The organism is Alteromonas sp. a30, from assembly GCF_026788005.1.
GTDB lineage: Bacteria > Pseudomonadota > Gammaproteobacteria > Enterobacterales > Alteromonadaceae > Paraneptunicella.
The window spans coordinates 308,825-331,620 of the sequence record NZ_JABEPE010000002.1 but is presented as its reverse complement, the minus strand read 5'-3'; the positions used below and the strand labels follow the sequence as shown (position 1 = coordinate 331,620).

At 43.2% G+C, this 22,796-nt stretch carries 19 protein-coding genes; 13 read left to right on the top strand and 6 right to left on the bottom strand.

Features of this window, described 5'->3' with window-relative positions; genetic code table 11:
- Position 1 precedes the first annotated feature (1 nt).
- From HJG39_RS03635 to HJG39_RS03615, 5 genes are all read left to right on the top strand, one after another.
- Positions 2 to 1,360, top strand: a complete 1,359-nt coding sequence (locus tag HJG39_RS03635; RefSeq protein WP_268406897.1) for a hypothetical protein — start codon at positions 2 to 4, stop codon at positions 1,358 to 1,360.
- Positions 1,361 to 1,438: 78 nt separating this feature from the next.
- On the top strand, positions 1,439 to 2,485 hold the full coding sequence (locus HJG39_RS03630; RefSeq protein ID WP_268406892.1) for a TylF/MycF/NovP-related O-methyltransferase: 1,047 nt from the start codon (positions 1,439 to 1,441) through the stop codon (positions 2,483 to 2,485).
- Positions 2,486 to 2,498: 13 nt separating this feature from the next.
- Complete coding sequence (locus tag HJG39_RS03625) at positions 2,499 to 3,455, top strand: NAD-dependent epimerase/dehydratase family protein (protein WP_268406891.1); 957 nt, start codon at positions 2,499 to 2,501, stop codon at positions 3,453 to 3,455.
- Positions 3,452 to 4,021 (top strand): SIS domain-containing protein, encoded by a 570-nt coding sequence (locus HJG39_RS03620; RefSeq protein WP_268406890.1) that lies wholly within the window; start codon positions 3,452 to 3,454, stop codon positions 4,019 to 4,021. Before HJG39_RS03625 ends, HJG39_RS03620 begins: the two co-directional genes overlap by 4 nt.
- Positions 4,021 to 5,019, top strand: a complete 999-nt coding sequence (locus HJG39_RS03615; RefSeq protein ID WP_268406889.1) for a GDP-mannose 4,6-dehydratase — start codon at positions 4,021 to 4,023, stop codon at positions 5,017 to 5,019. The genes HJG39_RS03620 and HJG39_RS03615 overlap by 1 nt, the downstream gene beginning before the upstream one ends.
- Positions 5,020 to 5,069: 50 nt before the next feature.
- Here HJG39_RS03615 and HJG39_RS03610 read toward each other — a convergent pair whose 3' ends face one another.
- Positions 5,070 to 5,936, bottom strand: a complete 867-nt coding sequence (locus HJG39_RS03610) for a hypothetical protein (protein ID WP_268406887.1) — start codon at positions 5,934 to 5,936, stop codon at positions 5,070 to 5,072.
- Between the two features lie 288 nt (positions 5,937 to 6,224).
- On the opposite strand from HJG39_RS03610, the gene HJG39_RS03605 reads away from it, so the two are divergent.
- The 5 genes from HJG39_RS03605 to HJG39_RS03585 all read left to right on the top strand — a co-directional run bounded on the left by HJG39_RS03605 (position 6,225) and on the right by HJG39_RS03585 (position 14,605).
- Positions 6,225 to 7,430, top strand: coding sequence for a glycosyltransferase (locus HJG39_RS03605; RefSeq protein WP_268406885.1), 1,206 nt, complete (start codon positions 6,225 to 6,227; stop codon positions 7,428 to 7,430).
- Between the two features lie 71 nt (positions 7,431 to 7,501).
- Positions 7,502 to 8,155, top strand: a complete 654-nt coding sequence (locus tag HJG39_RS03600; RefSeq protein ID WP_268406884.1) for a class I SAM-dependent methyltransferase — start codon at positions 7,502 to 7,504, stop codon at positions 8,153 to 8,155.
- Between the two features lie 311 nt (positions 8,156 to 8,466).
- On the top strand, positions 8,467 to 9,468 hold the full coding sequence (locus HJG39_RS03595; protein WP_268406883.1) for a hypothetical protein: 1,002 nt from the start codon (positions 8,467 to 8,469) through the stop codon (positions 9,466 to 9,468).
- 354 nt (positions 9,469 to 9,822) lie between these two features.
- Positions 9,823 to 12,378 carry an alpha-amylase family glycosyl hydrolase gene (locus tag HJG39_RS03590; RefSeq protein WP_268407086.1) on the top strand — a complete coding sequence of 852 codons (2,556 nt, stop codon included), beginning with the start codon at positions 9,823 to 9,825 and terminating at the stop codon, positions 12,376 to 12,378.
- A 427-nt stretch (positions 12,379 to 12,805) separates the two neighbouring features.
- The gene (locus tag HJG39_RS03585; RefSeq protein ID WP_268406880.1) at positions 12,806 to 14,605 is read left to right on the top strand and encodes a trans-sulfuration enzyme family protein; all 1,800 of its coding nucleotides are present in this window, start codon (positions 12,806 to 12,808) and stop codon (positions 14,603 to 14,605) included.
- Positions 14,606 to 14,740: 135 nt separating this feature from the next.
- Here the strand turns inward: HJG39_RS03585 and HJG39_RS03580 are convergent, their stop codons facing one another.
- On the bottom strand, positions 14,741 to 15,892 hold the full coding sequence (locus HJG39_RS03580) for an anhydro-N-acetylmuramic acid kinase (RefSeq protein WP_268406879.1): 1,152 nt from the start codon (positions 15,890 to 15,892) through the stop codon (positions 14,741 to 14,743).
- Positions 15,889 to 17,199: a peptidoglycan DD-metalloendopeptidase family protein gene (locus HJG39_RS03575; RefSeq protein ID WP_268407084.1), complete on the bottom strand. Its 1,311-nt coding sequence runs from the start codon at positions 17,197 to 17,199 to the stop codon at positions 15,889 to 15,891. Before HJG39_RS03575 ends, HJG39_RS03580 begins: the two co-directional genes overlap by 4 nt.
- Positions 17,200 to 17,353: 154 nt before the next feature.
- On the opposite strand from HJG39_RS03575, the gene tyrS reads away from it, so the two are divergent.
- Positions 17,354 to 18,562 (top strand): tyrosine--tRNA ligase, encoded by a 1,209-nt coding sequence (gene tyrS / locus HJG39_RS03570; RefSeq protein ID WP_268406875.1) that lies wholly within the window; start codon positions 17,354 to 17,356, stop codon positions 18,560 to 18,562.
- A 242-nt stretch (positions 18,563 to 18,804) separates the two neighbouring features.
- Here the strand turns inward: tyrS and HJG39_RS03565 are convergent, their stop codons facing one another.
- Positions 18,805 to 19,224, bottom strand: a complete 420-nt coding sequence (locus HJG39_RS03565) for a VOC family protein (protein ID WP_268406873.1) — start codon at positions 19,222 to 19,224, stop codon at positions 18,805 to 18,807.
- Positions 19,225 to 19,389: 165 nt separating this feature from the next.
- Here HJG39_RS03565 and soxR point away from each other — a divergent pair, with 165 nt between their 5' ends.
- Positions 19,390 to 19,839 carry a redox-sensitive transcriptional activator SoxR gene (gene soxR / locus HJG39_RS03560; RefSeq protein WP_268406870.1) on the top strand — a complete coding sequence of 150 codons (450 nt, stop codon included), beginning with the start codon at positions 19,390 to 19,392 and terminating at the stop codon, positions 19,837 to 19,839.
- Between the two features lie 13 nt (positions 19,840 to 19,852).
- On the opposite strand, the gene HJG39_RS03555 is transcribed toward soxR, so the two are convergent.
- Positions 19,853 to 21,205: an NAD(P)/FAD-dependent oxidoreductase gene (locus HJG39_RS03555; protein ID WP_268406868.1), complete on the bottom strand. Its 1,353-nt coding sequence runs from the start codon at positions 21,203 to 21,205 to the stop codon at positions 19,853 to 19,855.
- 3 nt (positions 21,206 to 21,208) lie between these two features.
- Positions 21,209 to 21,787 carry a GNAT family N-acetyltransferase gene (locus HJG39_RS03550; protein ID WP_268406866.1) on the bottom strand — a complete coding sequence of 193 codons (579 nt, stop codon included), beginning with the start codon at positions 21,785 to 21,787 and terminating at the stop codon, positions 21,209 to 21,211.
- Between the two features lie 191 nt (positions 21,788 to 21,978).
- Here HJG39_RS03550 and HJG39_RS03545 point away from each other — a divergent pair, with 191 nt between their 5' ends.
- Positions 21,979 to 22,782, top strand: a complete 804-nt coding sequence (locus tag HJG39_RS03545; protein WP_268406864.1) for an acyl-CoA thioesterase — start codon at positions 21,979 to 21,981, stop codon at positions 22,780 to 22,782.
- Positions 22,783 to 22,796: the final 14 nt, after the last annotated feature.

Sequence of the window (22,796 nt, the reverse complement as noted above, 5' to 3'; positions counted from 1 at the left end):
TATGGAAGACTATCTGTTCTTACCTTCTCAACTTCACCAAAAAAAAGTGCTGTTATACGGTTCTGGTTCTTCAGCCCGTTATTTCATTGAACATTTGCAAGGACAATGTGAACTTGTTGCGATAACAGATGCCCAGATAAACACAGAGTCGCTATGCGGCTTACCCTGTTTTTCCATTGATGAAGCAATGGGCCTAATGTTTGATTATATCGTTGTTGCCTCGTGGGCAATTTCCGACATTAGCCAACGACTGAAAGACATTGGAGCGAAAGGCGAGCACATTTATTGGTTCCAACATAATAAAAATCGTGTTGTAGAGCATGATCATAACGATGCTTTGTCGGCTCACAGGGAGTTTGCCCAAGAGCAAGTGTTGTATGCGTTTTACGATTTGGATGTGGCTAGGGCAACCTTTGATGTATTGGGTTTTTTGTGTTTAGCAGAAGCACAGCGGCAAAAGCTAGGATGCGATAGTGTCCATGTTGTCGTTGTTAATGCGTCCAACAACGATTTTAATATTGCTGCTCGTGGCATCATTTCTACGAATGAACATATCTGGCGTAAGCGGCAAATCTTAGCGCAATCCTGTGGCTTGCTACCTTCTTGTCATGGTTTTACCTTAACAACCACAAAAGAGGAGGCTGCATCGTTGCTCTTTCAGGCGCAGCATGTGTTCCCGCACAACTATTCCGTTGAGCAACCGATTGCTTGTTGGGAATTTGACCAACTTTTTAAACTAACGGAACAGGGTGAAAAGGTCGCGTATTTACAAGCTTCTCTTCAGGCGAGGCAATGTGTGCAGCAGTATTTAGATTACATGAACCCTGCTAAAAGTGGTGCTTGCAAAAAAGTAGTAACGGTTACAATCCGGGAGTCGCATATTAAGCCTGCACGAAACAGCTTATTTAGCGAATGGTGTGCATTTCTTCGTCAGCTAGACAAAAATATTTATTTTCCTGTGATTTTGCCCGATACAGATAGATGCTGGTCGGAAAATGTTTTAGCGCTAGCTAGCGAAACCGGGTGCGATATTTATCGGGACCCGTGTTTTAACGTTGAACTTAGAATGGCGTTGTATGAGCTAAGCCACATTAATTTAGGGGTTAACAACGGTCCAATGCATTTGTGCGCGCTTAGCTCACATTGCCGATACATAATGTACAAACAGGTGACGGAAGATTACGCCCACACCTCTACCCAATCTTTCCTAGATAGAGGTTTCACCATAGGGGCTGATTTTGCAGGAGCAAACGCAATGCAAAAGCTGGTATGGCAAGATGACACCTTTGATGTCATTAAGTCCAGCTTTGATAAATTGGATAGCATGGTAGTGTCGCAAGAACAAAATGAGACATGTTAAAAGTAAGAACAAGTAATCTTATAAATGTAAATGCAGAGCAAACTGCGTTTATAAACAACTAAATTTAGTGAAATCTATATGAATAAAAGTGTAGCCATTTGGGGAACAGGATCATTAGCTCAGCGCTACTTGCAAGCAAGCGATGCCTTATCTGAGGTCGTCTGTTTTGTTGATTCTAATAAAGAAGGTGAGTTTCAAGGGAAACCGGTGATGTTGCCGCAGCAATTAACAAACAATGTAGTAGAAAGACTCATTATTTGTTCCACTTACATCAATGAAATCATCGCGACGTGTAGAAGCCTCGGGTTTGATGATTCTCGCATTTCTATTGTTTTGCCTCGATCCTTACAGGAAGTGGCTTTTAGTGATTTCATATCTCTTTCTAAAGAAAACTATTACTACTTACCTTGGCTTTCATTAGAGGAAACATTATCGACTTCATTAAGCAGTGATATCGTATTTCCAGATGTGTACAAAGAAATTGTTAAAAGTATTGCCTACGTGTTTATTTCCTCTGTGGAAGGAGACTTTGCGGAGTTTGGTACCTGTTCAGGTTATTCAAGCTCACTTATAGCAAAAACCATTAACTACTATTCAAGTCACTTATCATCTCATGAAACGATGCACTTGATGAAACCTCGCGAATTGTGCCTATTCGACAGCTTCCAAGGCTTTCCTGCTTCAACAAAAGACGCGGATTTACAATCGCCTCATGTCGCTTCAGGCGCATGGGGAGAAGGGACGGCAAAGGGGCTATCTGCTAACGAACTTAAACAGTTATGCAGTCAGTTCCTAGATGAACAAAATATCAATATCTATGAAGGTTGGTATAAAGATACGCTTTCCAGCATCGAACCTGAGCGCAAATTTGGCTTTGTTCACCTTGATTGCGATTTATACGAGTCTACCTACGATGTGCTTTACCATTTGTTTGAGCAGGCTCATTTAAGCGAAGGGGCGAAGTTGTTGTTCGATAATTGGTATTGTAATCGTGCCTCTAAGTCCTTTGGTGAGCAAAAAGCATGGCATGATATATGTGAGCAATTCAACGTAGAATGCACGCATGTTGGCATGTACGCTGCGGTTGGACATAAAATCATTATTCATAGCTACAACAAGAAATAGAAAGAGAGATATTATGAAAGTATTGGTAACAGGTGCTTGCGGATACAAAGGAACAGTGCTTGTTCCGAAATTGCTAGAGCAAGGTTATGACGTTGTAGCGTTGGATACTCAATGGTTTGGCAACTTTTTGCCTGAAAACCCCAATTTAACTGTGCTTAAACAAGATGTTCGCGATACGCACGCCATTAATTTAGAGGGTGTGGATGCCATTATTCATCTCGCTTCCATTGCCAACGATCCATGTGGAGACCTAAACCCGAAATTAACATGGGAAGTGAGCGCGCTAGCTACCATGCAGCTTGCCGATAAAGCAAAACGTTGTGGTATTAAGCACTTTATTTATGCATCTTCTGGCAGTGTGTATGGCGTGAAAGAGGAAGAGCAGGTTACAGAAGAATTGCCGTTAGAGCCTATTTCTGAATACAACAAAACGAAAATGGTATCTGAGCGCGTATTGTTAAGCTATTCCGAAGACATGACCGTTCAGATTGTTCGTCCGGCTACAGTCTGTGGTTTGTCCAAACGTATGCGTTTGGATGTGTCGGTGAACATGTTAACAATGCAAGCGCTAACCAATGGTCGTATTACCGTATTCGGTGGCAAACAAACCCGTCCCAATATTCACATTGATGACATTACCGATCTATATGTATTTTTGTTGCAAAATCCACAAGTGACTGGTGTTTATAACGCTGGCTTCGAGAACATTTCTATTTTGGATATTGCCAATATGGCTGTAGAACAAGTTTCTAATTTAGAAGGAAAAGAAGCTGAAATTATCGTCACCCCTTCAAATGACCCACGTTCATATAGAATTAACTCAGACAAATTACTCGCAACTGGTTTTGAGCCGAAGAAATCGGTGCAAATTGCCATAAATGAAATTATTGATGCCTATATGGCTGGTGCGTTAAAAGATGAAACGCGTTTTCATAACCTAAAATGGATGCAGGAAAATAACTTGGCATGATTACCTTAATCAATCAGTACGTTGCGCGCTTGCAGTCGGTTTTAAATGATGTCGACTGGTCTCCCGTGGAAGTGCTTGCAGAAGCCCTTATTGAGGCCGTTGAAAACAAGCGACAAGTGTTTTTGTGCGGAAACGGCGGTAGTGCTGGTAATGCAATTCACTTAGCTAACGACTTTTTGTATGGCATTGAGCCCAACGGTCGGGCGTTAAATGTTGAGGCGTTGTCTGCTAATTCCGCAGTGTTAACTTGTCTAGGCAACGACATAGGCTACGACAATATCTACGCACATCAGCTTAAAGTTAAAGCTAACGCCAAAGACATACTGATAGTGCTTTCAGGAAGTGGCAACTCGCCCAATATTGTTAATGCGCTAGAACAAGCGAATACACTAAACATGCAGAGTTTCGCGATTTTGGGCTACAGTGGCGGCAAAGCGAAGGCGCTTGCGCAGTACCCTATACACTTTAATATTGATGACATGCAAATTTCTGAAGATACTCAGATGATTGTCGGGCATATGCTTATGCAGCATTTGGCGAGCGTACTAAAAAAGGGTTGTGAATAATGGGACGTAAAGTTTGTGTTGTTGGCAGTAACTCATTCTCTGGAGCCAATTTTTGTAAGCATCTGATAGAGCAAGGCTATGACGTTGTTGCTATGAGTCGCTCCGCAGAGCCAGTTGATGCATTATTACCCTATAAATGGGTTACGCCTGAGCAGTCCTCTCGTTTGAAATTCTATCAGCTCGATTTAAATCAGAATCTTAGCGAAATTGAATCGCTTCTCGACAAGGAAAAACCATCGCATATTTATAATTTTGCAGCGCAAAGCATGGTCGGGCAAAGCTGGGATTTCCCGGAGCATTGGTTTATGACCAACGCAGTATCAACCATCAAATTCCATAACATGCTGCGCCAAAAAGATTACATGGACAAATATATTCATATTTCTACACCAGAAGTGTATGGCAGTTGTAGTGGCTTTGTTCAAGAAGATCACGTGTTTAATCCGAGCACGCCTTATGCCGTTTCCAGAGCCGCGGCAGACATGAGTTTGAAAACCTTCTTTGACGTACATCAGTTCCCCGTTATTAGTACTCGGGCGGCGAACGTTTATGGTGAAGGTCAGCAGTTGTATCGCATCATTCCCAAAACCATTATGTGTATTTTGCTTGGTGAAAAACTGCCATTGCATGGCGGCGGGCATTCAGAACGTTCGTTCATTCATATGGATGATGTATCCGATGCCACTTTAAAAATCGCTGAAAAAGGCGAGCTTGGTAGCGCCTATCATATTTCCACAACGGAAACGGTATCGATTCGTCAATTAGTGCATATGATTTGCGAAATGATGCAAGTACGTTTTGAAGATGTGTGTGAGGTGACAGAAGATCGTCCGGGTAAAGATGCCGCTTATTTGCTTGATGCATCGCGTTTGCGCGAAACCTTAAACTGGCAGGACAAAGTATCCTTGAGCCAAGGTTTGGAACGAACAATTCGCTGGGCAAAGGATAACTTCGATGTGCTTCGTCAGCAGCCAAAAGTGTATATTCATAAGCCTTAATTAAAAAACAGGCAGCTTTGACTGAAGCCGCCTGTATCATAGTCTTTAGGTTATGGGTTTAAAGGTAAGAAACCTATGGTATCGGAGCAAGTTCCATCATTGCCCCCTCTAACACGTAAAACTCGCCAATATTGACCGCTACGCACTGGTGCTGTCATTGAACCATAATTTTCTAACCTTGAGACTAAGGCATCTGGTGAAGGTGTATCGCCAACCTGAATGAAGTGCTGAGCTTGCGTGCATTTCCCTCCATTCAAATAGATAATGAAACCGTCTGTAGAAGCTTGATAAACCGTGCTTACAGCGTAAGTTTGCCCACCAAGCGCCGGGTGATTCCATTGACCAAATTGGCTTGTTGTGTTGCCCGAACCTGCAACGGCATCAAGGGTAAAGTTGTCTAGTAAAACTTGTCCGTTATCTTTTGCTTCAACTTCAATTACGATAGGGTTTCCGGCGGTCGCTGTTTGTCCTGTGCTGAATGTTAATGTAACTGGGGAAAATGCCCCGCCATTTGGAATGAGCGGATTAATCGCAGTGAACACAGTGTTACCGCCCGCTTTTACTTTGACGATATAGTTAGGGAAGTTGGTGTCTAATCTATCACCCACATCAAAGGTTAAAGTATAGTCAGTATCAGACGCCAAATTGGTATTTAGCGTTTGCGTGACTAGTGAGTCGCCATTTAGATACAGCACATTCTCGTGTGATCCTGCTCCCGCCTCACCGATGATAAGTGACTCTGGGGGATTATAAACCCCAGCATAACCATCAATAACAGCCCAACCCTGTACACTGTTGGTGAAAGCTCCGTCTGATAGGACTTGAGAATCTAAGTCAGGATTGGTAATGGTGATAGGTGTTGCAAGGGTATTTGCAGATAGAAGTGCTAGGCAGCATGCTAGTGACTTTAATTTCATATTGATTTCCTTAATAAAAAGATACAGCTATTTTTCTAATCCTTAACGATGCTTATTTGGCTAACTTTGGGATAGAGCCTTTAAATAATCATCGCACAGTTAGTTATCGCATAAGCTTTGGGTTTCTTTAGGAATAAAGGAGCCTATAATCTCGCTGAAATATGTTTTGCATCAAAGGCTCAAGGCTGATGTTGCGATTTAATTTTCAAAGATTTTTGTAAATAGGACGATATAAGAATATCGGTATAGGTGAGCGGATGCGGCTCATCGCAAAGATTAGGAGTTTCGATGAACAACTATCATGTGGTTCGAATTGCCCCCGTTGTCAACCTGACTTTAAGACAAGAGATTGCCGCGGATCCAAGCTATCAAGGTCTAAGCTACGATGCTTATTTAGAAAAAATTCTAGCGGGTAATTATAACTATTCGGATGTGTTTGCTTATGAGATGCGTAAACTGGGCAATCGAGTTGATGAAATAGTTTACGATGTTGAAGGGTTGCAAAAGCAGTGGGCCAAAGAAAATGATTTAGCAATGGCCGATGGAGAGTTGTGGCAGGTAAAAATTGTTCTTGAGCAGCTTAAATCGCTTAACCCTGATGTAGTTTATTTGCAAGGGTTTACTCGCATAACCGCTGCTGCTATTTACGCTATTCAAGATGAATTACCCAACGTGAAAAAAATAGCCGTTCACTCTGGTTTTCCTAATGGTCATGATGTCGTCACCAAAGACACGATTATTTTTGCGGCATTTCCTAATATTCAAAAATCCTTCAGTGAATTGGGCTGTGAAACCCACCTAATTTATCATTTCTGGGATGAGCGTATTTTAGCGCGCATGAAACCTACGCAACGGGAAATTCCATTTAGCTTTATTGGCACTTCTGGCAACGGTTTTGGTCCCGGCCACAAAACCCGGTATTGGGAGTTACTTAAGCTGGCACATAACACGCCATTAGAAGGCTGGATAGACGATAAAGACGCCTTTGTGGATCCTGAAAGTGATACAAACCCATTCATCGAATTTCCTTTGAAAGAGCAGTATTACAAAGACTTAGATGCGGATTACAGTACGTATCCTAACCCCTTTGCGCCAATGCGTTACTTGATGCCAAAAGGTACGGTCCATAAGCCTGTTTATGGTGATGATTATTTTCAAACATTGCATGATTCACTAGTCACATTTCAACGCCATACCGATGCCATGTATTCTGAAATTGGCGCGATGCGAGTATTCCAAGCAACCGGCGCTGGAGCATGTTTGTTGACCAATGACGGTGACAACATGAGTGATTTGTTTGAGCGCGATACCGAAGTGGTGACTTATACCTCGCTGCATGAATGCATTGAAAAAGCGAACTACTTGATTGAGCATCCTGAAAAAGCGCGTGAAATTGCCAAAAAAGGGCAAGAACGCACGTTGCGTAGCCATACAGCGAAAGAACGTTATGCAGAAGTGCATCAGCATTTAGTAAATGCATTGAAGCATTGTTAAATACTTTATTTTGAGTATGTTAACGCTAACTCAGCGAAAGGTTTAACCCCCGATTTAACTTAGGAAACACAATGGAAATCGATTTACTTAGGAACTATCCAAAAAGCAAACGCGATACCAAAGGCCGTAGCGAAATTATGACGGAAGAAGTGCGTGCTATTGCACGACAATACGGCAAGGAATTTTTCGATGGTGACCGCTTGTACGGGTATGGTGGGTTTCATTACAATCCGCGTTTCTGGAGCCCTGTTGTCCCTGATTTTGAATCACATTTTGCGCTTACTGCTGATAGCCGATTTTTAGACGTTGGTTGTGCGAAGGGCTTTACCTTATTTGATTTAATGCAGCATATCCCTGGCATTACGGTTGCCGGAATTGATATATCTGAATATGCCATTGAGCATGCGAAAGAAGAAGTGAAGCCCTTTTTGCAAGTTGGTGACGCTATGTCGTTGCCTTATGACGACAATCAGTTTGATGCGGTCATTAGCATTAATACCGTACACAATCTGGAAAAAGACGACTGTGCCAAAGCGTTGCAAGAAATTATGCGCGTGAGCAAAGGTAAAGCGTTTATTACGGTAGATGCGTATCGTGACGATGAAGAGAAAGAGCGCATGATGCAATGGGCATTAACGGCAAAAACCATTTTACATGTGGATGAGTGGAAAGCCTTTTTTAAAGAAGTGGGTTACACCGGTGATTATTACTGGTTTATCCCGTAAAAATCCTTTTTAATAATGGCGGCTTAATATCATTCAATATGTTGAGCCGCTGCATTAACAGCCATTTTGTTAACGTTCACACGATTCGTACTAATATTGAGACATGCCTCGCTTTCTCACCTGCCTGTTATTCATCTAGTTTGACTTCTGCCGCAAAGTTTTGACCGTGGGTTCCATTTAAAGGCTGATTAAATCTAAACCATATTTTACTAATATAGCCAGTTTTTTACTCATCTGTTATTCCTAAAAATAGCTTCCCTGTCGTGTGTGTTGGGGGGCCACAATAACAATAAGTACAGAGGAAGAGAAAGATGAAAAAATTCATGCAAAAAGCTATGGTCGCTTTGACCTGTAGCTGTCTTATGGCGCCTGTCGTATTCGCTGATATTAACGCATCAGTAGATCGTGTTCGTTGGAAGAAAAGCCTGTTTAGTTGGACAGACCACGGTGAATATCCAGAATGGAAAAACGAAGGTATTTGGACGGAATACCGCAAAAATACGTTTGTTTCTAAAGTGTGGCAACCAAGCCGAGGTAACGTACGCACAATGGTTATGTTGATCGCGGGCCAGCAGGGCTTTTCGGGTTCATCCGGTGCATCTAACTGTTTGACTGGACAAAATCACACATGGGATCAGGATTGGGGTAAAGGTGATAAATCGAGAAATACGCTTTTAAACGGCCAGTCTCTTGCTGCCAAACTAGCTAGTTCAGGCCACTTGAGCTCATCGAATACCTTTTTCAGTGTCGTACTGAACAGTAACTTTAACTACGAAAACACCGCAAGCGCAAAAGATAAAGCTGAGAATGCCTTTACTCAATGGTTTTTAAAACATGGTTACTCGAGCCAAGTTGACCGAATTGTGCTTTTAGGTTCGAGCCGCGGAGGTGCGTTGGCGACACGTATGGCACGAGAAATTCGTCGACATTCTGGCTGGGGGAATACTCCCATTTATGTTGGTTTATTAGATGCCGTTGCCAATGATTTGCAAAATGAACTAAATACAGCCGATCAGCCTATTTGCAGAAACCCACTGAATGGTGATTACTATTCTCGTTATGCTGACCTTGGTAAATATTTCTCGGGCGTGACTAAACCCAAGTTCCGTCATATCGCCACAGGTGCTCCTGTTGTTGCGGGCGCGGTTCATTCTTTCTGTTATAGCCAAACATCTTGGTATGAGCATAGCTGGGCGAATTTGAGTCATACGCAAATTGGCCGCTGTAATAACAGTGAAGGTGGTGCCTACGATTACCGCTATATGGATGCAGGCATTGATAAGTTACTCGATTGGGTCGTTGCACACCTATAATTAATTGAAAGCCAAGGAGAAGGACCTCTTTGGCTCTTACGATGAAAATCCTAAGTGATCTCAAGTTTGGATTGAAGTAGTGCATACGTTTGTATTGTTAAAATTCTGGCAATTTCTTGGTTTACGCCATAGCCTTTTTTGATGCTGGTTTATTTATACCGATTCAATATGTTTGTTTCTCCTTGGTTTTGTGCCCATCATTTCGTCCTAAACTCATCCAAATCAATTGTTCCGATTTTACTTGCAACTATAGCGCTGTTCTCATGCAGTCCTCAGTCAGAGCATTCAGGGACTCAGGCAAAGCTCACAGCGCAGGCAGGAAAGCCTCTGTCCTCGGAATCTGGCTTATTGCAGGTGTCATCGCCGGATTGGCGTGATCAAATTATTTATTTTTTGATGACAGATCGTTTTAACGATGGTGATGTTTCAAATAACGACTTAGGTCTAGGTGAGTTCAATCCGACAAAAGAGAGCCATTACAACGGGGGGGATCTCCAAGGCGTCATTGATAAGCTTGATTACATTCAACGTTTGGGCGCAACAGCGGTTTGGATGACGCCGCCGGTGAAAAACCTTTGGTGGAGTGAAGCGTCGCAATACGCTGGTTATCATGGGTATTGGGCGCGAGATTTTAAAAGTATCGACCCGCATATTGGCACACTAGAGGATTACCAGAGGTTATCTAAATCCCTACACCAGAGAGACATGTATTTAATTCAGGATATTGTGATTAACCACAGCGCGCCGTTGTTCACTTACAAAGGCGGTTATGATCCTGATAACACTCGCCAAAATTTCACCTTGTTAGGCGATAAAGCCGATATATTCCCCACACAAACGCCGTTTGATAAAGCCGATAGACTCAATCACAAACATGCTCAGGCAAATATTTATAATTGGACACCGAGCATTAACGACTACAACTCGTACGAGCAGCAATCGCGTTATCAGCTAGGGAATTTGGCAGACATCAACACACGTTCCCCCGAGGTTTTAAAGGCGTTTAAAGAATCATATCGTTATTGGATGAAAGAAGCTGGAGTCGATGCTTTTCGGGTCGATACGGCAAAATATGTTGACCATGATTTTTGGCAGCATTTCTTTCACGATGAGGATGGCATTCAAGCTCAGGCTCGTGAGCTTGGAAAGTCTCATTTTCTCACATTTGCCGAAGTGTTCGCCTTTTCTGAACCCTATCAAGACAACGGTGAACAAAATCTCAGGTCATATTTAGGCTCAAAGAGCACTCCTGAGTTTAATTCCGTTATTAACTTCCCTTTGTATCAATCCATAAATAAAGTGCTAGCGGAAGGGCAGCCAAGCAAACAGTTGGCGTATCGCCTAGAACAACATATGCACTATCCTGATCCTTTTACCGTTGTTAATTTTGTCGACAACCATGATGTAAAGCGCTTTTTATCAGCAGCATCTATAGCAAATTTCAAGCAAGCCTTGAGTGTTATTTTTACGATTCCGGGCATTCCGGTTATCTATCAGGGCAGCGAACAAGCGCACAAAGAAGCGCGACAAGCCATGTTTTCCGGCGGGTATTTAGCGGAATCAGATCAGTTTGACACCACTTCTGAAATGTTTGTTTTTATTCAATCTTTGGCAGAGCTAAGAAAACGTTATCGGGTGCTGTCCAGAGGGCATTTAACGTTGCTCGATGCGAATGAATATGGCGCGGGGTTACTGGCGTATCGTCGTGACTATCAGGGTCAAACCGCATTGATATTAATGAACATTGCTCCACATTCTATTTTGGTAGAGGGTTTGAGCATTAGCGCGCAAAAACAGAGAATAAAAGAAAAGAATGATGCTTCTTTAAACTCATTACACCTAGTGTTCTCCGAACAACTGGACTCGCCCCCAAGCTTGAACAAAGCCGGTGAGCTCAATGTGGTTTTGCCCGCTAATGCTATCGCCTTGCTAGTGACCAATGTTGCGCCCGATGACGCTGGAGCGAAACCCATTTCGGTGATACAAACTGATTCTGCGCTTAGTGATGTGATTGTTGAACTGGATAACCATATTAGTGGTGAGGTGTATACCCAAGACATTGAAATTAGTGGCAGTATCACCACAGGAAAAGAAACCCTGAAAGCCATAATAAATGGCAACTTAGACAAAGCCATTACACTCCATTCAGATGAAAATGGGCGCTTCGGTTTTGTGTTTCCCGTTAGAAACTTGGGTGAGAGCCAGTACACTTTACAGTTCTATGCGCCTCGCTATCAAATAACGTCCTCCATTCAGCAGTTCACAACGCGAGTGCAAAAGCCTGAATATGGTGTTGTTGTTGAAGATAAAGCTAACGATGCTCATGGACCCACTGGGCAGTATAAATCTCCGCAACATGAAAACAGTGCTGGGCAACGGGAGATCTTAAAAGCCGATGCAAAGGCTGCGGGTGGGAATTTAATACTGACCCTAGATATGCAAAAGGTGACGAATGTTTGGGGCGCGGCCAATGGTTTTGATAACGTTGCTTTTAGCGTTTACTTTAATTTCCCTAAAGCGCTAGCGGGGCCGATACAGTCGGCAAAAGTCTTGCCTTACCTGAATGCGAGTATGCCTCATGACCTAACATGGTCTTTAGGTCATATTATTTTTGGCTGGGGCAATTCACTGTTTACTCCGAATCTCAGTTTGCCACAAGAGAAAGGCGATAAGCTTGGTATGGCGCCAGAGGTGAATGTGGATTATCAAAAACAACAAATTCAATTCATCTATCATGGCGACTCATTTGGTGTATCTAGTTGGCAAGGTGTTCAATTTTATGTTGCTACTTGGGATATGACGGGAGAAGGCACTTTCCGCGAGCTTTTACCTGAAGTGGGTCCATGGCATTTTGGGGGAGCGACCGCGCAATCGCCAAAAATTATGGATGATATTTTATTAAGATTTTAGGTGAAAAAATCTAATGGTTTTGTATAAATGTACTTTTTATCCTAATTTTATAGCGTTTATGCATGTGTATACTCTGCGCTAGCTATTTTTATGGAGATGAATGTTTTACCTGACTTGAGGGGGTAAAACCTAAGTTTAATGCGTGTTGTAGTAGAATTGTCAGCTTTCTTTTAATATTTGAGTGGGAATCTTTCTAATAACCGCTTAACGTTAACCATTTCTTAACGCTTTTCTTTCTAAATAAAGGATGAAATATACTAAAGTTGAAAGGCTTGAGTACGGAATCTTCATCATCATATTAAGCAGTAAAGCTATCTTGACTATACAAGTTGTAGGCTTGCTCAGATAAACCGGAAGCTAATGTTGGTAGTTTGTTAAAATCGAGTTAAAACAAGTCTCTTTTTTCACAAACATGGTTCTAAATGTCATGAACGAGACTCAAATCCAACAAGCAAAAATGTTGTCCCCAAAAAGAAATTCGACAGAGGCAACAAGCATTGAGCAGTTAGCAGAAGAGCAATTACAGCATTTTGGCATCGACCCTAAAAGTGAGTACGGGCAAAGTTTAAATCAAGCGGCGAGCCACTTGTACCAAGCTCAACTTGATATTAACAATTTATGGCAAGTTACAAATCGCACGCTAGAAGGTTTAGATAGAAAAGATAAAATCGCCTATTTCAATGCGAAAAAATTCCTATCGTTTCAGATTGCAAAGGTATTAGATACACTCCAAAACCCATTCCGCGCCACTTTCCAAAGCTTGCAACAACAAACGGGATCTCAGGTAGGAAAAACACACTATCCATTGTTTGATAACGTGACGGCACTTTTTTCAGCAACGCCTGTGGTTGTGCGCACCGCTACTTATGTTTATGCCTGTACAGAGTGGGTAGATGATGCGTTTCAAGGAAAGGAAGCGACTCACCAAATTTATTCGCGTTTGCTTAATCCCACGAATATTTCGTTAGCTAATGCCATTGTTGAGCTTGAAGCGGGTCCTTATGCCGCGGACTATTTGGCATGGAACTTTAACTCAGGGATGGCTGCCATTGATGCAATGCTATCGAATGTGTTGTCTCATGGCGATGTGCTGGTGGTTTCTCGCAATGTGTATGGCGGTGTTTTCCAACTTTTAGAGGATTTCTTCGCGCGTGAAAATCGCATGGCAATTCAAATTGAATGGTTTGATGGTTATAGCGAAGCAGAATTTAGTGAATTCCTACAAAAGTCCAAAGCTAAGCACGAAGCTCGTCTAAAAAATAATGCATTGCATGTGTATGTTGAATCGCCTTGTAACCCGCATGGATATGTTTTAGATGTGCCGGGGATTTGTCGCGTTGCTCATGCTAACGGACACTTGGTTATGTTAGATTCGACGCTTGCAACGCCGGTATTGAATCAACCATTACAGCGTAAGAATAAAGATGAACGTCCAGATTACGTTGTTCACAGCTACACAAAGGATATTTGTGGTAGTGGCGCAACAACCGCCGGTGTAGTGATTTCAGAAACCTATCGTATGTTCCAAGCGAAAGGCCAAGCGGTAAATGGCTATGACTGGAGCAAAACCATGTTCTGGGATGTGTATTACATTAAGGGAGCCTTCCTTGATTCGGAAAAAGCCTTTGATGTTCTTACAGGAATGAAAACCCTTGAGCAACGTATGCTCAGTAAGTGTATTAATACCAAGGTGTTGAGCGAGTTTTTATTCTCCCATCCTGATATGAATGTGAATTGTCATGCGATTGATTCGCACCCTAACGCTAAAATTAAGAATGATTTAATGCGTCATGGTTGGCCATGCGCATTGTTTACTGTCGACATGGAAAAAGCAGGGTTAGACAGAGATACCTTCGTGCGCTTCTTTGATGCATTAGAGCCAGCTTTTAGCCATCAGGTGAGTATTGGGCAAAATAACACGATTATACTTTGCCCTGCGTTAACGTCGCACTCGGAAATGGGCGAGAAAGACCAGCACGATGCTGGTATCTATTTAACGACTATGCGTATTTCCACAGGAACAGAGAGCATTAAAGAGTTGATTGCACACTTCTTAAATGTAGTGCGTTTGCATATTGACCCGGTGAAGCCCGGCTTTAGCGAAGGTTTTATGTCTCCTGCTCAGGTTGATCAGTTGTATTTGGATACAGCAAAAAATATGTGCGCTCAGCATTATGAAAGTGTGGCGTCTACCGAGGAACTGCTAAATGGTCGTTTTTCAGGTTAACAAAGGCTGCTAAGCAGGATTCTAGGATGCTTCGATAGTAGCATGTCTAAAAAAATGAAAAGCCCAGTGAGCGGAGAGCTACTGGGCTTTTTATGTTAGAAATTGCATTGAGGCAAGAGCAAAGAACGATTGACTTTATGCCGCCGGATAAAACCCGCCAAGAACAGCCGATCTTCTTGCGCCTGTAACTGATGGCATATTGCCAGCTATACGATGAATATGCGCATAGGCAAGCCAAGCAAAAGCGGCGGCTTCCACAGAGTCAGGATGAATTCCCAAGGCTTCTGTTGAATAAACTGGAATGGTATTACAAGCACTTTGTAATACTTGCATTAAAGCCGTGTTACGGGCACCTCCACCGCAAATGTACACTTCTTCTAAACCCTCGAGTTGGTTCAGGTGTAAGCATATGCTCTCTGCGGTAAAAGCCAACAACGTGCGTTGCACATCGACGGGATCGATTACTTGATAGTTTCTTTTAGAGGCGAGTATTTGATTTAACCAAGTCAGATTAAATATTTCACGGCCAGTACTTTTAGGGTAAGGCTGAGATAGGTATGGGTGAGACATAAGAGCGGTGAGTAAATCTTCATCCACTCGGCCTTGGTTTGCCCACATGCCATTTTCATCGAAAGAGAAGTTTTTATGCTGCTTACACCATGCGTCCATTAAGACGTTGCCCGGGCCTGTATCAAACCCTAAAACAGGTTGCTGGGGAGATGCGGGTAGCCAAGTAATATTAGCAATGCCGCCAATGTTAACAATGGCTCTGTTCTGAGCATTTTTTATCGCATTCGAATCGTCAGTGCGAGAGGAAAAAACGGCTTGATGGAAAGCAGGTACAAGAGGAGCACCTTGCCCCCCAAGCGCTATGTCTTTACGCCTAAAATCCGCCACAACATCAATATCGGTGATAGTAGCAAGAGTATTGGCATCACCTATTTGTAGTGTAAACGGATGAGATAGTTCAGGGTGGTGTCTGACCGTTTGTCCGTGACTGCCAATGGCTTGGATGTCCTGCGCCGATAAACCATGCTTTTTCAACATGGCAAATACGGCATCACTAAACGCTAAGGCTACGGCAATATCGGCTTCACCTAGGTTTACAATTTCATTGTGATCAGGTTCACATAAGCTGTGAAGCGTCGTTGCTAAGGCCGGCGGGTAGGGATGCGTAAAGCAATCAACAAGCTTAGAATTGCCCAGATGCATATCGAGCAAGGCGACATCAATTCCATCGACGCTGGTGCCGGACATCAATCCAATGTAGAGCTGGCTTGAACTCATTGGTTCATAGCCAGCATAATGCGGCGGTTTTTTTCTAATTGCGTTTGATAGTTGCTTGCTAAAGCAAGGAATTCATCGCGTTCTTTGGAGGCGATAGGGGTTGCTTTAGGCAGGCTAACGGTTCGAGGGTTTTGGTGAACCCCATTGACTAAAAATTCATAATGTAAGTGAGGCCCACTTGCTAAGCCTGTTCGGCCTACTAAACCAATGGTTTGACCCTGTTTAACCCAGTCACCCTTTCTAACTTTACGCTTAGAAAAGTGTAAGTATTTGGTGACGTATTTTTCACCATGCTGAATAAACACATGATGACCATTGTACTTGTCATAAGTGGCTTTAATGACGCGTCCATCACCTGCTGCCACGACAGGGGTTCCTGTATTGGCTGCATAATCGATGCCTCTGTGTTGCTTCCAGCGTTTTAAAACGGGGTGGAAGCGGCGAGGTTTAAAGCTAGAACTGATATATTTGAAGTTCACTGGCGCGCGTAAGAAGCTCTTACGCATACTACGCCCTTCGGGTGTGTAGTAGTTACCGTCTTTATATCGAATTGCGGTAAAGGTTTCGCCTTGGTTAGTAAACTCGGCGGCCACGATATCGCCATATCCTGCAAACTCACCTTCAACGAAGTTTTCTTCAAAGATCACATTAAAGTAATCGCCATCACGAATATCTAGCGCAAAGTCGATGTCCCAGCCGAAAATATTAGCTAGGCTCATAATCTGATTATCGGTTAAGCCTGCCTTAACACCTGCATTCCAAAAGCTGCTTTTGATGTCACCAGTGGCAAAATCTAAGCGTTTGCTAATGGCTTTTTCTTCAATGTGGGATGCGTATAAATCGCTATTGTGTTCAATAACCAGCGTTTTGGTTTTAGAGAAAGGGTAGCGAAGTGCCTGAAATTGCTCGTCGTCATCCAGTAAAATTTGAATGGTCTCGCCAGGCATCATTTTCAACAACTTTTTAGCGTCTTTGCCAGCACGACTCACATGATGCACATCACGAGGGGATAACCCTGCTTTTGCAAAAATCTTGGCAAGGTTGTCGCCAGAGCGAACGATATAACTCTGCCAATCTTGTTTAGTTGTGTCTTCCAGCTGTTCCTCGGTCACGACCACTGTTGGCTGAACATCAAGCGTGTAACGTTTGCCAAGTTCTAACTCTACGCTTTTGGTTTGACGCGAGGCTCGGGCGGGTTCAGAGGGAAGTGCAGCGAAAATAATAACGATTAAAGACACCACCGCTACCATCCATTTATGACGGTTCGGAAGCGCTTTTATGGTGTGGATTATTTGTTGTTTTACCATAGTAGCCAATATATCTGCCATGAAACTAAAAATAGCACAATTCGCAGAATATACCCATTTCACTCTATTTTCTAGGCGCAATCCCCTTTATTTGCACTTTTATGAGCAGTAGAATGCGGCATTCCTTAATTCCCCTGTAGGTTGAGAAAAGTACATGTCCGATTGGCAACAAGCGTTCGCAGAGTTAAAACGCGGCGCAGATGAAATTTTGTTGGAAGAAGAGCTGATTGAGAAGCTCAAAGAAGGTAAGCCGTTAAAAATTAAAGCTGGCTTTGATCCAACCGCACCAGACCTACACCTTGGTCATACTGTTCTGATCAATAAACTCAGAGCGTTTCAAGATTTAGGCCATGAAGTGATTTTTTTAATCGGTGATTTCACGGGTATGATTGGCGATCCGACTGGTAAAAACGTTACGCGCAAACCTTTAACGCGTGAAGACGTGCTTGCCAATGCTGAAACTTATAAAACGCAGGTATTTAAAATCCTCGATCCAGAAAAAACGCAAATTCGTTTTAACTCTGAGTGGATGGAAGACCTTGGTGCAGCCGGCATGATTAAACTGGCCGCGCGTCAAACGGTTGCCAGAATGTTAGAACGTGACGATTTCAAAAAACGTTACGCGAATGGTCAACCTATCGCTATTCATGAATTTTTGTATCCGCTTGCTCAAGGCTGGGACTCCGTTGCCCTTGAAGCCGATGTTGAGTTAGGCGGCACAGATCAGCGCTTTAATCTATTAATGGGGCGCGAGTTGCAAAAAGAAGAAGGCCAGCGCCCACAAACGGTTCTAATGATGCCGCTACTTGAAGGGCTTGATGGCGTTCAGAAAATGTCGAAGTCGTTGAACAATTACATTGGTATTACCGATGCGCCAAACGATATGTTTGGTAAAGTGATGTCGATTTCCGATGAGTTGATGTGGCGTTACTATGAATTATTGAGCTTCCGTCCGTTGGATGAAATTGAAGGTTTCAAACAGCAAATAGCCGATGGTGCGAATCCTCGCGACATCAAAATTTTGCTGGCGAAAGAAATTATCGAGCGCTTTCACAACGCACAAGCCGCAGAAGGTGCGCATCAAGACTTTATTCAACGCTTTCAGAAGAACGCGATTCCTGATGACATGCCGGAAGTCTCTCTTGCGTTATCCGATGAAGGCATTGCTATTGCTAACTTGTTGAAAGAAGCAAACTTAGTGGCATCGACCTCAGAAGCCATACGCATGATTAAACAAGGCGCAGTGAAGATTGATGGCGAAAAAGTCACGGATAACAAGCTTATGTTAACCGAAGCAGGCGAGGCAGTGTATCAAGTTGGTAAGCGTAAGTTTGCGAGAGTAAAGCTTGAAGCGTCAATCTAAATTAGCTGTGTTTAATTGTTCGTTACCCGATTGGTGATTTATCGCAAACTCGAGGTAGATACAGCCATGCGGCTGAGGGGTTGCTCCTAATTCTCTAAACGTGATTGGAGCAAGCATGTCGTCATTTTAACAATTGTTGTTTTAGCTAATAAGAAAACCCTTGTTCTTGAAAAAATGCAAGGGTTTTTTATTGAATAAACTCGTTCCTAACACACTGATTTAAAATACTAAAGTGACAATTTTTAGCCTGTGTATTGGTTTCGTTGTGTTGGGTCATCCGACATATATTCTACAAATTCCACTTCGTAACCGTCTGGGTCTAGAAAATAAACGTTCTTCCTAAATTCAGTTGGATTTCCCGGTTTGTGAATTGTGAATCCTGCGTTTTGTAAGCGTTCAATTGTGGCGTCTAGGTTGTTGGTAATAAAACCGAAATGCGCTAAGCCTAACTGGTTTGATTGTAGATCACGGTTTTCTCCTGTGCCTGAATCTGCGAATGATAGGTAGTCGTTTTCATCACCAAAATGCAGCCACGTACGTTTCATACCATACCAATCTTGTTCACCTTGTCCTCTTACTTTCCAGTAAGGAAAAGCCGCGCGATAGAATGTCAGTGTGGTTTCTAAATTCGTCACTACCAAATTAATGTGTTCGATATGCATCTTGCTCTCCCGATTAACGCGCTGTTTTCATGAATAGAGTAATTTGGTTTGCTATGCTAAAACCTCAAGTTAACTTGAGGTAAAGCGTTTTTTTCATTTACACTGTTAGTTTTTAAAAATTAGGCAAAACAAAGCGTTCTTAGATGATAAGAAACAGGTGAAAACATGCAGAAAAAAGCATTGTCAGTTGGCATGGTAGCGAAACGCTGTGGTGTTTCCGTGGCTACGCTGCATTTTTACGAGGATAAAGGGCTTATTCATAGTCGACGCAACCAAGGCAATCAGCGGCGTTATGCGCCCGATGTACTGCGCCGAGTGTCAGTTATTAAAGCGGCACAAAAGGTAGGAATTAGTTTGCAGAGCATTAAAGCGGCGCTGGATACTTTGCCGAATCAACGCACCCCAAACAAAGAAGATTGGCAACGTTTGTCGGAAAATTGGCATCAAGATTTAAGCGATCGCATTCGCTATATGACGCGGTTGCGGGATTCGCTTTCGGGCTGTATTGGCTGTGGGTGTTTATCCATGACAAATTGCCCTATTTATAATCCAGACGATGTACTTGGGAGCCAAGGGGATGGACCGGTTATTCTTGATCAAGCTTCGAAAGAGTAAAGCCCAAATTTGTTTACGACACCCAATCCATCAGGCTTTGCCATTGATAGTAACCCCATAACCCCAAGCGACGAAACGGCGCGAATGGAAAGTCTTTAGGGAAAGTGTTGTATATGGGAAGTTCTGGGACATCATTTTTACTGGTGACAAGCTGGGCTAAGCGTTTTCCTGCTGTGTGAGTGAAAGCCACCCCTGAGCCGCAATATCCCATGGCAAAGTGAATATTAGGATCGCTTGGTAAACTACCAATATGCGGAATTTCATCTTGTGACACACTGACCCAACCGCTCCAAAAATAGTCGATTCTGGCATCGTCTAAATTGGGGAAACTGGATTTTAGTGCGTTAATCAACTTGCGCTTAATCAACGGACTATCGTGATTATACCCCCAAACCGCGCCGCGTCCGCCAAACAAAATTCGGTTGCCCGGCAATAAGCGGTAATAGTATTTCAATGCACGCGTATCCATGCACATTAGCCCTGCTTGTTTTACGAATTTGAGTTGTTCATCGCGCAGAGGGTGGGTCACGAGTACGCTGGATAACACCGGAAACTGAGCACGATAAAACACCGGCAATGATTTATTCGGCGTGTAAGCGTTAGTCGCAAGTATGATGTGATCGCAGTAAATTTTCCCCTTGGTAGTGGTAACAACGTACCTTTTTCCGTGGCTTGCATTTTGTGCCTTTTCATAACTGAGCACAGGAGAGTTCTGAAAAACATGAGCACCATTCTCACGAGCAAGTTCGGCCATTGCTAAGGCCATTTTTAATGGATTAATCCCAAAGGAAGAGGAATTGTATAATCCACCAAATTGTTGGTGGGTTTCAATAAAGTGCGTATCAACCTCTTGAGCCGACAATAACGACAACTTAGATGCATAAGTGCTGGGTAAATCGTTAAGTTGTTGCTCGAATAAGTTGATGTCTTTGGCTTTGCTGGCAATTTTTAAATAGCCACCTTGTACCAAGTCGACTTGCAGGTTGTTACTGTCAATAAAGTGTTTGAGATTATCGACTGCTTGATAGTATTCGCTAATAATGCCTATGGCTGCATTCTTACCGTAAGCGCTTTTTAGTGCGCTAAAACCAAGGCGACCCGAGCCGGGTAGGGCAAAGCCAGCGTTTCTTCCTGCGCATCCCCAGCCAACGCTGTTGGCTTCCACAAGAGCGGTTTCGACGCCTTTTTCGCGTAACGCGATTGCCGCAGAAAGCCCAGTGAAACCTGCGCCAATAATAACAACTTCGGTTTGCACCGTTGCTTCAAGCTGTGGAAAGTGCAGGCGCTTCCCAGTGTTAAACGCCCAAAAGCTTTCTGGGTAGGGTTGATTTGGGCTTAATTGGGGATGGGCAAGTGGATCGTACATATCTTAAAACTTGATCATCATTTCAGCGGCGGTACAGGTGCAAAACTCGCCGCAAACGGGGCACATGTAGCCATGAGAATCAAACCAACCTTGCCAACGATTTGGGTGGTCTTTAACCAATTCGCCACCACATTTCGAGAAGTATTTAAACGCACTATTGCCGGGACTCGCACGCCAAATATGGGCTAACCCGGCTTTCGCGCCTTGCAGTTTTGCCTGTTCGATTGAACGCTTGAGTAGCGCCGAACCAATACCTAAACCACGATAAGTTTCATCTACTGTGTTGCATTTGAAGTAACACACATCGCTAATGGGGAAGCCCCAGAGATCTGGTGAGCACCATTCATCAATGGTCCATTGTTCCGCAGCTTGGGTTAAACGAAAGCCTACTAGTTTATCGCCTAAATAGGCGACTAGACTGGCATTGATACCATTTTTGTGACCAGCATCAAAGAGATACTGAACTTGTTTATCGTCTAAATAGTTATCTCCGTGCACATGATTGCCCAAGGCAATAACGGCGGCAAAATCCTCGGGTTGATAGGCTTTATAAATTACGTCTTCTTTGGTGTAGGACGTCATTATCCCCTCCGTTGTTTAGGCTTGCCAGTTCAACAAATGCATCCAAAGGCTGGCTTTAAAACCGTTGTGCTGGCAAAAAGTGGCTGAGTATAAAAGCGGCGAAGGAGTGACGCAATAGTTGCACATTTTCACCAGAGTGGTTAATAATCGCTATTCTTACACATCGGACCAGTATTCAGTGAGCACTATTTATGAACTTTGATGACATGCTTCAGTGGGTGAAAGTAGCAGAAAACCCTGAAAAGATTGTTATTCCCGGCATCCCAAAAGATTGGGCGCAAGGGCGCACCGCATTCGGTGGAGCCTCTACTGGCTTGGTGGCGGCTGCAATGAATAAGCTTATTCATGATGGCAGGGTGATGCGATCTATTGCGGTGAACTTCGTTGGTCCCATTCATTTAGAAAAGCCTTTTACGATTCAGGTGGAAAAACTCAGAGAAGGTCGCAATGTGACTCACACTGGTGGCCGAATTATGCAAGATGACAAAGTCTGTTTGATTATTCAGGCTTGTTACGGCTTTGGACGTTCTTCAAAATTAACGCTACCGGTGACGGAACGTCATGAAATGCAAATTCCTAAAAAACCAAAGTTTATTCCTCAAATACCTAAAGTAGTGCCTAAGTTTCTTCGTCACTTTGAACTGGCTATTGAGAAGGGACTCCCTTTTACAGGGCGTAAAGACGTAGCTGTGCATGGTTGGGTGAAGTTTAAAGAAGCGCCAGACAAGATTACTGATGCTCATACGTTAGCCATGATAGATGCGTGGCCGCCGACGATGTTGCAAAATTTACGTTGGCCTGCGCCTGCAAGTTCTTTGAGTTGGTATGTTGATTTTTTGCATCCTCATAAAAGTATTGAGCCTGCGGATTGGTTTGCGTATCAAGCGGAGGCGCAAACCGCAGGTGATGGCTATATTCAAGAGGAAGCAAATTTTTGGAATGCACAAGGTGAGCTTGTGGCGGTGAGCCGTCAAACCGTCGCTGTATTTGATTAAACGGGTGAAGTATT

Coding starts and splice junctions, on each gene's coding strand:
- HJG39_RS03635 (WP_268406897.1), top strand. CDS start 2: ATGGAAGACTATCTGTTCTTACCTTCTCAACTTCACCAAAAAAAAGTG.
- HJG39_RS03630 (WP_268406892.1), top strand. CDS start 1,439: ATGAATAAAAGTGTAGCCATTTGGGGAACAGGATCATTAGCTCAGCGC.
- HJG39_RS03625 (WP_268406891.1), top strand. CDS start 2,499: ATGAAAGTATTGGTAACAGGTGCTTGCGGATACAAAGGAACAGTGCTT.
- HJG39_RS03620 (WP_268406890.1), top strand. CDS start 3,452: ATGATTACCTTAATCAATCAGTACGTTGCGCGCTTGCAGTCGGTTTTA.
- HJG39_RS03615 (WP_268406889.1), top strand. CDS start 4,021: ATGGGACGTAAAGTTTGTGTTGTTGGCAGTAACTCATTCTCTGGAGCC.
- HJG39_RS03610 (WP_268406887.1), bottom strand. CDS start 5,936: ATGAAATTAAAGTCACTAGCATGCTGCCTAGCACTTCTATCTGCAAAT.
- HJG39_RS03605 (WP_268406885.1), top strand. CDS start 6,225: ATGAACAACTATCATGTGGTTCGAATTGCCCCCGTTGTCAACCTGACT.
- HJG39_RS03600 (WP_268406884.1), top strand. CDS start 7,502: ATGGAAATCGATTTACTTAGGAACTATCCAAAAAGCAAACGCGATACC.
- HJG39_RS03595 (WP_268406883.1), top strand. CDS start 8,467: ATGAAAAAATTCATGCAAAAAGCTATGGTCGCTTTGACCTGTAGCTGT.
- HJG39_RS03585 (WP_268406880.1), top strand. CDS start 12,806: ATGAACGAGACTCAAATCCAACAAGCAAAAATGTTGTCCCCAAAAAGA.
- HJG39_RS03580 (WP_268406879.1), bottom strand. CDS start 15,892: ATGAGTTCAAGCCAGCTCTACATTGGATTGATGTCCGGCACCAGCGTC.
- HJG39_RS03575 (WP_268407084.1), bottom strand. CDS start 17,199: ATGGTAAAACAACAAATAATCCACACCATAAAAGCGCTTCCGAACCGT.
- tyrS (WP_268406875.1), top strand. CDS start 17,354: ATGTCCGATTGGCAACAAGCGTTCGCAGAGTTAAAACGCGGCGCAGAT.
- HJG39_RS03565 (WP_268406873.1), bottom strand. CDS start 19,224: ATGCATATCGAACACATTAATTTGGTAGTGACGAATTTAGAAACCACA.
- soxR (WP_268406870.1), top strand. CDS start 19,390: ATGCAGAAAAAAGCATTGTCAGTTGGCATGGTAGCGAAACGCTGTGGT.
- HJG39_RS03555 (WP_268406868.1), bottom strand. CDS start 21,205: ATGTACGATCCACTTGCCCATCCCCAATTAAGCCCAAATCAACCCTAC.
- HJG39_RS03550 (WP_268406866.1), bottom strand. CDS start 21,787: ATGACGTCCTACACCAAAGAAGACGTAATTTATAAAGCCTATCAACCC.
- HJG39_RS03545 (WP_268406864.1), top strand. CDS start 21,979: ATGAACTTTGATGACATGCTTCAGTGGGTGAAAGTAGCAGAAAACCCT.